Raw genomic sequence first — 12,949 nt, forward strand, 5'->3', positions numbered from 1 at the left:
TTAAAAATTATATTTGATTTAAGTATTTATAAAATGGGCTTAAAACACATGAAGAGTGTTTAGGATAGTACCAACTATTCTTTTGAGAACTAGAAAGATATAAACATTTTTTTCCTCTTGAAACTCCCACATTCAATAATTTAAGGTTTTTCATTTGTTTTAATCCATCAAAAGTACCATGACATGTTTTGCATGTACTATAATTAGGTAAAGACCCTTCTTGAAGACCACAAACAAAAACTGTCTCAAATTCTAGTCCTTTAGCACTATGAATTGTAGAAAGAAACACCTTATTTTTAACTTGTTTTTTGAGAATTTTTCCCCAATCAACTTCCAATAGGGTTTCATTTGTAAAATGCTGTACCTTTTCAAATAATGTTTTCGAAAAAAATCTTTTTGCATCGTATTTCTTTGATTCAGTTAATAAAATTTTTATTATTTCATCATTTGCATCTATTCCATTATCTCTACAAATCTTTTCTATAATGCTATTTAACTTACCTTTTTCTTCAATAGAGACCTCTCTTAAACTTTTAAAGAGGGGTTGATATTTTTTCTCAATTTCGGGACCCCTAAAATCTGGAACAAACACAAATTTATTTTTTCCAAGTTTTTCTTTTATTTCCTCAAAATCAGCTCTTTGTGGAGCTAATATAGCTATCTCATGGAGTTTTTCATTATTTTTTTCTAAATCATCAATTTTATTAGTGATAAAATCTGCTTCAGCTCTTTTATTTGAAAAAACAGAGTAGTAAGGTGAATATTCAGAAATTTCTAAATCCTTGTCTGTGCAATCATCAATATAATTAGAAATTGCATTTGCCAATATCTTTATTCCTTTACCTTCAGGTTTAAATCTATGATCTTTTTTGAGTTTTATTTTTTCACAATTAAATTTATCCTTAGCTAAAGTAACATTTTCAGGTTCTGCACCTTGAAATTCATATATACCCTGATTTGGATCAGCTAAAATGAAAACAGGAGATTTTTCATACTTATTTCGATTTCCTCCATTAGCTATAATTTCTAAGATTGCGAATTGTAGGGGGTTTGTATCCTGAAACTCATCTACAAGAATGTACTTAAAAACAGATCTATAATAATTAAGCACAGAATCATTGTTTCTTAGTAATTTAACGGCATAATAAAGGATATGATCAAAATCTATCATATTTTGATTTTTTAATTCAGTTCTAAATGATACTAAACCTTTTTCAAATAGTTCATTATAATTTGGATCTTCATGATCATCATTCATTTTTAAAATACGTTCAGTTTTCCATTCTTTATATTTATAAAAGCATTCTTCAGCTTTTTTTCTTCTAGAGTCATATTTATGTTTAAAATATTTAGATATTCCAAGAACTTCTTTTATCAATTCATCACTTTGAAGTTCCCCAATGACAAAAAAATCCCTTTTTAAATCAACACAATTACCATAAGCTTTTAATATGGAATATGCAAAGGAATGAAAGTTAGTTATATGAACCAAATCTTTTGCTAAAGGAACTTCTTTGGTTACCCTATCCTTCATTTCATCTGCGGCAGCATTTGAAAATGTTAAACCTAAGATTTTAAATGGATTTCTAATTGCACCACCATTAATTAAATATTCGATCCTTTTAGCCATTACCAAAGTTTTTCCTGATCCTGGAGGTGCTAAAACTAGAATAGATGAGTTTTCATCCGAATAAACTGCTTCTTTCTGTTCATCATCTAGTTTAATCTGTTTCATCTTTAATGCCTCTTGATAAACCTATTGATTTTTCTAAAGCATCAGCAAATACCTTTGGAATTTCGTTTTTATCTAAATTTTCTGCTAAAGTTCTACCAAAAAATAATCCTTTCTCATCTGACATCCAAGATAGCATAAAACGAATATATTCTTTATTTTTTCTGTTTTCTTCATTTAAATGACTATGAACATCTTCTAATTGCTCAATATTTTCACTTTTTAAATGTGGAAAAATCCCTTTGAGGTTCCCTATTCTCTTTGAAATACTTTGAGGTGCTTTTAATTCTAATGAATGGAGTATTTTATTATGGGGAGAATTAAAAAGAATTTCTAATTCAAAAGCACCCTTTTTCTTATATTCATCCGTATATACATTCCCAATTAAAAATACATTATCGTAATCTTCATATTTTTCTTTTTTATCCGAATCAACAATTAAAACAGTAGGTATTTCTAATTTATAGAATAAATGAGCATAATACTTTAAATTACCTTCACCTTCGACTTGTAAAAAAGATACACCAAATTTATCAAGATCTTTTCCTATTTTATTTCCAAATATAGGCATTGCTCCTTTTTCTGTGGGTCCTTCACCCAATATTACACACTTACTGAAAAAAACATCAGAATAATAATAGAATAAGGTTTCAAGCTCTTTATTTATAGCCCTAACCTTTTTGTTTCTATCTGATCCATCTTCTGAGCGCAATTCATCAAATATTTCTTCAGCAACATTACTTTTTAGTTTAATAGAATTTGTGATTTCTCCTGTTTTTCTAAGAAAATTTAAATTTAGAAATTCTAAGGGTGATATAATAAACGGAGAATGGGTTGATAAAATAAATTGAAAATTTAATCCTTCTTTTAGAAAGTTACTTTGAATATTTTTAAGAGTTTTAATCAAATTTCGCTGCATATGGGGATGTAAATGACTTTCAGGCTCTTCAATCACGATAACAAAACTTCTAAAATCCGTTTCATCCATATTTTTTAGCTTAACAGCTTTTAATAGTTTTATTAGCAAATCTATTATATTTTGGTACCCATCACCTTGTACTAATGCGGAATATTCATCAATTTCTAAAGTTACATTCTTTAGGAAATCTTCGTCAGCTACAGGGATTAAATTAAGACCAATTTTTTCTTCTAATAAAATTTCAGAAGATAAATTGTTCAGTTCAGTTTCTACTGATTCTAAATCATATGAACTTTTAAGGCCCTTTTTGAATTTAATAAGTTGATTTTGTATTTCTAATCTTTTATTATAAGTTTCAATAACATTAATCAATAAATCGGTTTCTTTAACTATAAATTCTTTGTCTATCCTACCATCAAACTTTTTTACTGCTGCTTTAAGGTCTTCTAATTCAACAAGCCTTCCATCTATTATATTTTTGGATATTTCAGTAAAATTAAATTCATCTTCAACTATAGGCGATAGATTACTAATATTTTCGAATATTTTACTTTTCAAGGAATCAAAAGGCACAGTATAATATGGTTTAAAAGTCTTTATTAAGTCAAAAATTCCATTTCTTGAATCGATTTCTTTCTTTAAATCTCTGTGAGCAGGCACGTAAAAGCAAGAAATATATTTCCTAAAAGTCCATGGAACATCCTTTATTTCCTGTTCTTCTTCTTTTAAATCAGTTCTTATGAATTTTATCGACGAATTAACATCACCTATACTCTCTTTCCATTCTGCAACAACCCTAATCGTTATTTCATCATTTTCAGGATTTTTTAAACCATCAAAATCAAAAAATACGGCCTCTTCGTCCCTTTTATCTATTTCATCAAAGGTTAATTCAATTTTTATGGGTTTTTCAGGGTTTTTAAAGTCCTTATCTTTAAAATAAATTTTTCTAGATAACGAATTGCAAATTGCATTTAAAATATTAGTTTTTCCAATGTTATTTTCGCCTACTAATACTTCAAATTCTGAAATTTCAATTTTTAAATCAGTAATGTTTCTAAAATTGTCAATATAAATTCGGGAGAGTTTCATGCATAAGCGCCTCTATCTTTTTTTAATTTCTCTCCCTTAAATTTATTACTAAATTATATTTATTTCGTTGAACACATACTTTTTTTAATTAAAGATAAAAAAAGCCGATGCATCACCTAAAATCACGATTTCCAAAATATCATTAAGAAACCCCATTTTTCTTTTCATTACATCTTGGAGGTAGTTTCATTCTTCTTCTTACTTTATCAATATCAAATCCTGGAGGTTTTGGTTTCAGATCTGTATCTTTAATTGGGCTTTCATAATTTAGTACTTGATGATTTCTTAATTTATTTATGTCTAAATCATGAGTAACTACATAATCTTTAATTCCGCCCTTTAATTTTATTAGATATTTATTTTCTCTTTTGGAAGGTTGAAGTATGCAGGTTCCTCCAAATTCAGAACTATTAACCTTAATACAATAACAAAATAAATCTCTTGACAAAGATTCTGCAATAGCCGTGAAATAAGCAGTATCTTTGTTATATTCGGAAACAATTACCATATCACAACAGCTCTTAAATAGAGATCTATGATCAATATTAGCTATTTCATAACAATAATATGGTGCGAAGTATATGTCATTCCAAATACATAAAACATATTCATATTTCGGTAACTTTTTTAATTCCTTAGTTTTATGTAAGTCAGATAATTTATTAGCTGACTTAGTTTTATTTAACTTTAATCCATTCTTTTTAGGTTTTAGATTATGTTTACGATATTCTCTCAATTCTTCAGGAGAATAACTATTCTTCAAACGCATTATTAAAGTGCAATTTTGCTTATTTTCTGTTTCTGAAGGTAATGCAATTCCAATATAATTTCCAACATGTTCTCCATGGATTATTGGCTCAATGCCAAAGACCATTGCCATATTATGTGTCCTTGAAATGTCTAAAATTCCAGGTATCCATTCATAAGGCATATACATCTCAGGCATTACAAGTAATTCTACTTTTTTCTTAACTGCCTCATTTATAATGGCTGCTATTTTATCTAAGCGTTTGGGGCTTCGGTTGGGATTACCTACCAATGCTTTTTGTAAAAGTTCGTTTTCCAATTTAGTGTTTATAAGACCAATTTTTACTTTCGATTTATCTTTTGAACCTGTTTTAATGACATGTACTCTTGCAGAGCATTTATCCTCTTTTATATATTTATCATAGTCCCTTATAAATTTACATTTGCTATTATCACAATTATAAGCAGCTATACAAGTATTTCTATAAAATAAATTCTTTTCTTTTTTAAAACTATTTTCTTTAGATTCTTCTTGTTTATTTCCGTTTTCTTCGTCAAATCCATTTATTAAATTATACAATTTCTTTGAGTGGAATAAATATTCATTTATATTTAATTGAGTCATATCATTCCAAAACAAACTCTTATTAATAATATGAATTGTTGCCTCATGAAATTGAACATAACATGGATAATAGTTATAAATATCTTTTTTATCCAAAGTTGAAAAATCAGGGTTAACTGAATCATCATATTCATTTGATAAAAAGTTTATTAAATCATAATCACTTGATAAAAAGTTATCAGGCACATCATTTATCAAAAACAAGGGATCCTTCATTAAAGAGGTTTTATATAAATATGATAAAACAAAGTTCTTGCGCATATCCTCTATTTTTAGATAATTTGGAAAAGAATCATCAATTTTTCGCAAATGAGGATCATTTATTTTTTTAAGCGATGATACTCTTGCATAAGTTAAATATAAAAAGTTCTTCAAGCTTTTCTTTAATAAATATTCATCATCTCCATTATATTTATATGTTGACTCATCATTTGTTTTGACCTCTAATTTAGATATTTTTTTGATAATTTTTTCAATTTCTTCCTCTAAAGTTCTATAATCTTTCTGAATAAACAAAAATTCCATCAATTTTTCCCATAAAATCATGAAATCAATTTTTTTACTTCCAGAAAATGCATGTATAATATTTTCTCTATTTTTTTTGGATAAACCCTTTGTTTCATAAATAGAACTTCTAATTAACCATGAAAGCGCTTTAGAAAGTTCAAATTTGTTTAATTCTATGGACTCGATGTCACTGATTTTATTTATTGAATCAGCATATTGAATCGAAAAAATATTTTTTCCAATGTCTACATATGATCTTTCAACTTCATGCATTAACCTAAACTCACTTGAGTTTCTATATATCTCTTTTTTAAAGTTTTCAATTAATGCTCGAGAATACTCATGCTTAAATATAAAAAGCTTTAACTTACCGGATTGTATTCTAAGATTCTCATAATTGGATTTATTAAATAGCGTATCTTCTTTATAAATAGATTTTTTTTCACATAAATTGTTTATACCGTACTCCTTACACTTTTTCTTGTTTTCTTTATCTCCATTTTCATTTTCATCTCCATTATTATCCTTCTTTTCATTATTTATGCACCTAAGTATATTGTGACTCGGATTGGGACGATTAGTAGTTAAATATTTTTCTAAAATTTCTTCTTTAGTTATATTAAAATTTTCATCAGAAAATGATTCGCTTTCAGGATATGATTTAAACACAATCAAAACATCATCAACATAGCGCCCATAATATTCGGGGTTTACAAGATCATGTATTGTTTGATCAAAAGCTTGAAGATTCCAGTTTGATATAATTAAAGAAGGTAAAAACCCTAAGGGGATTAAAGGTAATCTTTTATCTTCCGCTACTTCTTTTTCATAATATTCTCTTGTAAAATAACGTTCAGTATACGTTTTAAAAATTTTTTCGATGAAATTAGTTAAGAATTCATCTAATTTTTTATCAAATTCACTTACCTTCTTTAAACTGTCATTTAACAATTTTTGTTTAGCATTTTTAATATCCTGTTTTAGTTTTTTAAAGTCTATTGTTGATGTGTAATAATACTCCTTAAAATCCAAAGAAAGCATAATTGCATTTTCTTTTTTATTTAGCAATTTTTCTACAGAATCTAAACCTTCATCTCTCCAAACTTGATATCTTTTAAAATATGGTTCAAATAAGAAAGGTGTAGGCTCCGAATATTTTGAATTCTCTCTTTCGCAAGATATTATTTTTGATAATACGTCCTCATTTATCCTGTTACCATGAATATTCTCATTCAATCTGTGATCTAGTACCCACCCACTTCTTAAAATCCATAAAGTTCCTAGTATATGTGTTTCTATATCTAAATCTATAAAATAATTTAACTTTTCAATTTCATTAATATTGTCAGGAATATTTCCCAAAACAGGTGGATCAGATTTCCGTGGCTTTGGATAGCATAAAATATCAACAATAGGATCTTTTAAAAGATTCTTCCATTCTTTATCATCCAATAACTTCATAGCCAATTTCTCAAAAAAGTCATCCAAAGAATCTGAGTTTGCCTCAAAATCCGCTATCTTTGCTCTATTTATGGCACCGTAATTATCATAATATGTGTATGTTTTAAATTTGCGGTATGCACTTTTTAATTGCTCAACTAAATCATCAGTCATTTTATCACACATCAATGGGTAACTTTAAAAATATTATGCATCGATTCATATATTATTGTAGTAATATAGATATTTATCTACATAATCTGAATAGTTTTTGTCCAAAATGTCAATGATTTGTAATTTTATAAAAATCGTCCCTAATTGTTGTTAATGCATAAATAAATTCCTTATATTTCATAATTATTTTTCCTATGTTTGTTATTCATGATTATTTATTCCATGAAATTCCTTAATTTTAAGGTTTAATTATGTAATTTTAATGTTATAAATTCTTTTTTTCAAGATAGAAAGCCACTTCACCCCACCAAGGCTTTGTTCAAACCTCCAACATCGTACTAACAGGATGCGGCTTGTATATGTTATTTAATAAAAGCTGGAGCTTGACTGGTTCTTTACAAACTGCGAGGTAAGCTTAAATTAAAAAGATTTATATGATTTAATTTTATACAATTAAAAATATAATCCACCAAAAATGTAAGCAATGTTTTATACAATTAGTAAATCATCTTAAATAAACAATTACGAGTTTATTTATAAATAAAGGAGTTTAAATTTCATGTTAGGCGAAAAAGAATTGATCAAACTATTTCCAGATTTCAAAGAACTCATACAACCATCAGGAATCGATTTAAAATTAGAAGACGTTTTTATCCAAAAAAATGCAGGCTCCCTAATTGACAATGAAAAAAATTTACCAGAATTAGAGAAACTTGAAGGCCCAATATATACACTAAAATCGAAAACTGCTTATTCAGTTACAGTGGGGCCTAAAGTTAAAATCCCGAAAGGATGTGCCATGCTTTACCTTCCAAGGTCCACTTTAAACCGTTCATTTATTTCAGTGCACACGGCAGTTGGCGACCCTGGATTTTACGGGACTTTGCAGTTCATGCTCTACAACTACGGGGAATTCGATTACAGGATTAAAAAAGGAGAAAGAATTGCTCAAGCAGTTGTATTCGATGTTACTGGCTCTGGAGAGTATAATGGGAGTTATCAGGAAGTTGAATAATCTTTGTTAGTAAAGAGAATGATAAAAATTTGCATTGATCCTTAAATTATCATAAATTTTTAGTTTTTGATTTTGTGTTTCCATTAATATGGTGCTTACATTAAATTAGGAATATCCAATTAAATTTATTTCAGTTTAAATAATAGTAGAGTGCAGCGATTTTGGATTGAAAATTTTATCAATTTCATCTCAGTTTTTATCGCACCAATTTTTTAAAGCCTCTATACATGCCATTTTAATGGCTCCCTTTTCATAGTGAAATTTTTTATATGCTTTTTCTTTAAATTCGTCCATTAATTCTACTGGAATTCGTACGTTAAGTGTCTTCTGGTATGGTATTTAAATCACCTCATATGTTATTCTTATCTTTTTTTATACCATTTAACTTTTAATGTTGCTATATAGCAATGTAGTTATATAACGAACATTTTTATATAACAATATTTATAGTTTTAATTAAAGTTTGAAAAGGATGATATGATGTAAATAGTATGACAACATGGTTATTTAATATAATGAATATTTGGTTAAAAACCAATAAATAAGTGTTTAGGGAATTCAGAGGTTATTCTTGGTTTAATTGGAGGAATAGGATGAAAAATGATCTAATTTATTGGAATTTCTTAAAAAGAAAGAATATAACTTATGGAATTTATATGAGAAGAAATTTGGTTAAAAATGGCAAATATTTAAAAATTTCAAAAAATTAAAAAAATTTTGAATTCATAATTCTATAATAATTAATCATTATGAATAGAGGAGTATGTCTTGAAAATAAAAAAGGACCATTTAACTCAGTAATATGCCTTGCTGTAATGTTAGGGCTTTTAATGTTAATATTAAATTATTTAGTGTCAACAAAATAGGAGAATTTATAAATGGGCAGTGTTAAAGACCTTAAAATTTTAAAAAATCCAACTTTTGAAAAACCAGGTGAAGGGATATTCACTTTTTCCAATAGATACTCGATTTTTGATTGGGGAGGAATGCCTGATCACATAGATCATAAAGGAAAATCTATTGCACTCCTAGGTGCATATTTCTTTGAAAAACTGGACGAATTAGGGATTTCAAATCATTATATGGGCCTAATGGAAAATGGAGATGCAAAAAATCTTTCAGAATTAAATAATCCGTCAAAAGTGATGAAAGTCAAGCTTTTACGTGTTATCACTCCCAAGTTTGAGAATAATCAATATGATTACAACATATATTCACAAAATCTAAAAGGAAATTTTTTAATACCTCTTGAAATCATTTATAGAAACGTTTTACCTGAAGGTAGCAGTGTTTTTAAACGTTTAAATGAATCCGAGATAATTCCTGAAGATTTAGGATTAAAAAATCCTCCGGTTCCAAATCAAAAATTAAAAAAACCCTTAATAGATTTTTCAACTAAATTAGAAGTCACTGACAGATATTTGAGACCTCTTGAAGCTCAAGAAATATCAAGTTTAAGTGAGGAAGAACTTGATGAATTAAAAGACGTTACCACTATTATTAATAAGATGATATCTCAGGAATTTTCAAAAATCGGCCTAAAAAATGAAGATGGAAAAATAGAATTTGGATATGGTCCAAAACGTCAATTAATGGTAGTTGATGTGTTAGGAACTTTAGATGAATGCCGTTTTACATTTAATGACCTTCCAGTAAGTAAAGAAATCACAAGGATGTACTATCGAGATACCGAATGGCACTGTGCTACTGAAGAAGCAAAGAAAAAAGATAGAATAAACTGGAAAGATAATTGTGCCCTTCAGCCGAAACCTCTTCCTCCAAAATTGAAGAACTTGATTTCACAGGTTTATTGTTCATGTACCAATGAAATAACAGGTAAGGAATGGTTCAAAGATGTAATGTCCTTAAAGGAAATTTTAAAAGATATAAAAGGAGAAATACCCTGTGACAAATAAATTTGCAGTATGTCTTAACTGTATGGATGGCAGAGTACAGTTGCCAGTAATTCAATGGATTAAAGAAAACTATAATGTTGACTTTGTTGATTTAATAACCGAACCTGGGATGGACGGAGTTTTGGCAGATTTAAATTCAAATATAGGAAATATTCTAAATAAATTAGAAATTTCTGTGGATAAACATAGATCTGAATATATTTTTATTGTGGGACATTACGATTGTTTAGGAAACCCGGTTGATAATGAAACCCATAAACAACAGGTTATGTTGGCTGTAGAAAGAATTAAGAATTTAAAAGGTTCATATAAAGTAATAGGATTATGGATTTCTGAGAAATTTTCAGTGGAAAAAATAACTGAAATTTAAGGAGGATTAATTAATGAAAATACCACGATGTATGAGTACTCAACATCCAGATAATGTTAATCCACCATTTTTTTCAACAGACCCTGAACTTAGTGGTGAAGACGAGATAACCGAAGCTTATTATGTTTTTTCTCATTTAGGTTGCAATGAACAAATGTGGGATTGTGAAGGTAAAGAAGTAGATAATTACGTGGTTAAAAAATTACTTACCAAATATGGATCATTTTTTAATGAAAGAATTTTAGGTAAAGATAATTTTATAACCTTGAGAGTTCCAAATCCTACAGTTGAAAAAGCAGAAGCAAAAATTTTGCTGGAAACCCTAGAAAGCATACCTCGTTCATTTGACGCCGCTAAATTATTTTATGGGAAAGATAATGTGCCTGTATTTGAGGTAATTTTACCTATGACTGCTTCTTCAGACTGCCTTGACAGAATTTACAGATATTACCACGATTTTGTTGTGGGTAAACAAAACAAACCATTCAAACAAGGAGATATAACTATAGCTGAGTGGATTGGTGAATTTAAACCTGAAAAAATTAATGTAATCCCTCTTTTTGAAGATATGGAAAACATGCTAAATGCCCATAATATGACCCGTGATTATTTAAAGGATAAATCTGTTGAATATCAAAGAGTTTTCTTAGCAAGATCAGACCCTGCCATGAATTATGGATTTATAAGTGCACTTATTTTAAATAAAATAGCTCTGCAAAAACTGGTAAAATTAGAACAAGAAACTGGCGTTAAAATATATCCCATAATTGGAATGGGTTCGGCACCATTTAGGAGTAATTTAAGACCTCAGACTGTAGAGAGGATTTCAAAGGAATATCCCAATGCACATACTTTTACGATTCAATCTTCATTTAAATATGATAATCCTCCTAAAGAGGTCATATCGGCTATTAAAATACTGAATGAAAGAAAAACAACTATTCCTGAAGAAATTGACGAAGAAAGATGTATAGAAATAATAGAAAAGTATAGTAATGAATATCAAAGACAAATACTTGAAATTGCTCCAGTAATTAATAAAATTGCTAAATATATTCCCGTTCGGAGAAAAAGAAAGTTACATATTGGCCTTTTTGGCTATGCACGTAATATTGGGGGGATTTCATTACCTCGAGTCATAACCTTTACCTGTGCCCTATATTCATTAGGATTACCTCCAGAGATTTTAGGAATCAATGTACTTGATGATGATGACATATTATTTATTGAAAATGTGTATTTAAATTTTAAAGATGATTTGAAGGATGCTCTTCAATTTTTTAATCCAGAACCCGTATTCTTACCCAAAAATATTAGGAAAAATGATTTAATGGAAAGTTTACTTAAAAATATTCAAATAAATGAAAATCATAAAAAGTTAACAGATATTATCAGGTCTTCTTTGAATGCAAATAAAACAGAAAATTTAGGTGAAAACATATTAAGGGCAGCGAATTTAAGAGGATTCCTAGGGTAAATTATTTTTTTATTTTTTGAAAATATTTCCCTTAAATTAAGTCTTTTTTTAACAGAGGGTTAATATTTATTATATTGTGCCGGTTTCGGCCATTGAGGGAGATATTTTTAATCCCAGAATTATGTATTGATGAAGGCAGAGCTAGGGGGATTTTTATACATATAAGATGGGCTGCTGCTGTTTATTGTTCTAAATGCAACTCCAAATCAGTACAAAATCAGGGTTTCCAAGAAAAATCTAAACACTTACGTGAAATTTTTCCAATTTGTTTACAATAACAGCGTAAAATGGATTAATAAGGCGTTAAAAATAGTACTAAATTAACTAACTACATTCGGGGAATGGGCGAATAAAATAATCATAAAAATAAAAAATATACTTCTATTGAAGTATTATTCTAACTTATCAATTAATTTTGTTAACCAATCCACCCATTCTTCATAGGAAATATTTGGATAGGACATATCTGCATTGGGATGCATAAACCGACACAAAGTTAAGGTCTTTATATGTGGTGCAAAGTTCTTTAAAGTAGATAAACCCTGTGAGCCTAAATAATATGGAACTCCGATAAAACATACCAGATCATAGTTCCCCTGACCATCAAAACCTTTCCATTCCGGGTCTTTTAGGTGATTAATCAGTTCAATTACACCAATAACTTCGGCATTGAAATTTAATTTGGATAAGGTTAAACTAGAACCTCCGGTAGCAACCACCTTTATATTTCTTTTTTTTGCTATTTCTAAACTTTTTTCTGATATCTCTTCTGGAATATCATTCAGTAAAGATCCCATTACAAAAAGAGGATTTTTTGATTGTTTAATTGTTAAAGCTGCCATTTCAGGCGGCCAAACAGTTGCTGGATTTATGCTTATCAATGCAGGATTCCATGCTGACATTCTATCACCGCCAATATTTGTAGAAGGTGTATT

8 protein-coding genes are annotated in these 12,949 nt (G+C 28.5%); 4 read left to right on the forward strand and 4 right to left on the reverse strand.

All coding sequences use genetic code 11. The features are described from left to right. Window positions 1–7 precede the first annotated feature (7 nt). From HZC47_04260 to HZC47_04270, 3 genes are all read right to left on the reverse strand, one after another. Entirely contained in the window at window positions 8–1,735 is a 1,728-nt protein-coding gene (locus HZC47_04260) for an ATP-dependent helicase (protein MBI5680090.1), read from the reverse strand. Next, window positions 1,722–3,743 carry an AAA family ATPase gene (locus HZC47_04265; GenBank protein MBI5680091.1) on the reverse strand — a complete coding sequence of 674 codons (2,022 nt, stop codon included), beginning with the start codon at window positions 3,741–3,743 and terminating at the stop codon, window positions 1,722–1,724. Before HZC47_04265 ends, HZC47_04260 begins: the two co-directional genes overlap by 14 nt. Before the next feature lie 142 nt (window positions 3,744–3,885). Further along, window positions 3,886–7,236 carry a hypothetical protein gene (locus HZC47_04270; protein MBI5680092.1) on the reverse strand — a complete coding sequence of 1,117 codons (3,351 nt, stop codon included), beginning with the start codon at window positions 7,234–7,236 and terminating at the stop codon, window positions 3,886–3,888. Window positions 7,237–7,795: 559 nt separating this feature from the next. On the opposite strand from HZC47_04270, the gene HZC47_04275 reads away from it, so the two are divergent. The 4 genes from HZC47_04275 (at window position 7,796) to HZC47_04290 (ending at window position 12,014) form a co-directional block, all read left to right on the forward strand. Continuing rightward, on the forward strand, window positions 7,796–8,251 hold the full coding sequence (locus tag HZC47_04275) for a deoxyuridine 5'-triphosphate nucleotidohydrolase (protein MBI5680093.1): 456 nt from the start codon (window positions 7,796–7,798) through the stop codon (window positions 8,249–8,251). Window positions 8,252–9,129: 878 nt separating this feature from the next. After that, window positions 9,130–10,167: a phosphoribosylaminoimidazolesuccinocarboxamide synthase gene (locus HZC47_04280; GenBank protein MBI5680094.1), complete on the forward strand. Its 1,038-nt coding sequence runs from the start codon at window positions 9,130–9,132 to the stop codon at window positions 10,165–10,167. A gap of 22 nt (window positions 10,168–10,189) precedes the next feature. Continuing rightward, entirely contained in the window at window positions 10,190–10,537 is a 348-nt protein-coding gene (locus tag HZC47_04285) for a hypothetical protein (GenBank protein MBI5680095.1), read from the forward strand. Window positions 10,538–10,550: 13 nt separating this feature from the next. After that, a complete protein-coding gene (locus HZC47_04290) occupies window positions 10,551–12,014 on the forward strand; it encodes a phosphoenolpyruvate carboxylase (GenBank protein ID MBI5680096.1) in 1,464 nt (487 codons plus the stop codon). 392 nt (window positions 12,015–12,406) lie between these two features. On the opposite strand, the gene HZC47_04295 is transcribed toward HZC47_04290, so the two are convergent. Next, window positions 12,407–12,916 (reverse strand): CO dehydrogenase/acetyl-CoA synthase complex subunit epsilon, encoded by a 510-nt coding sequence (locus HZC47_04295; protein MBI5680097.1) that lies wholly within the window; start codon window positions 12,914–12,916, stop codon window positions 12,407–12,409. Between the last annotated feature and the right edge of the window lie 33 nt (window positions 12,917–12,949).

It is taken from the genome of Methanobacterium sp., from assembly GCA_016222945.1.
Classification (GTDB): Archaea; Methanobacteriota; Methanobacteria; order Methanobacteriales; family Methanobacteriaceae; genus Methanobacterium_D.

Excerpts from the sequence above, each read along its gene's own strand:
- HZC47_04270 (MBI5680092.1), bottom strand. The coding sequence starts at position 7,236 with ATGACTGATGATTTAGTTGAGCAATTAAAAAGTGCATACCGCAAATTT.
- HZC47_04265 (MBI5680091.1), bottom strand. The coding sequence starts at position 3,743 with ATGAAACTCTCCCGAATTTATATTGACAATTTTAGAAACATTACTGAT.
- HZC47_04260 (MBI5680090.1), bottom strand. The coding sequence starts at position 1,735 with ATGAAACAGATTAAACTAGATGATGAACAGAAAGAAGCAGTTTATTCG.
- HZC47_04290 (MBI5680096.1), top strand. The coding sequence starts at position 10,551 with ATGAAAATACCACGATGTATGAGTACTCAACATCCAGATAATGTTAAT.
- HZC47_04285 (MBI5680095.1), top strand. The coding sequence starts at position 10,190 with ATGGATGGCAGAGTACAGTTGCCAGTAATTCAATGGATTAAAGAAAAC.
- HZC47_04295 (MBI5680097.1), bottom strand. The coding sequence starts at position 12,916 with ATGTCAGCATGGAATCCTGCATTGATAAGCATAAATCCAGCAACTGTT.
- HZC47_04280 (MBI5680094.1), top strand. The coding sequence starts at position 9,130 with ATGGGCAGTGTTAAAGACCTTAAAATTTTAAAAAATCCAACTTTTGAA.
- HZC47_04275 (MBI5680093.1), top strand. The coding sequence starts at position 7,796 with ATGTTAGGCGAAAAAGAATTGATCAAACTATTTCCAGATTTCAAAGAA.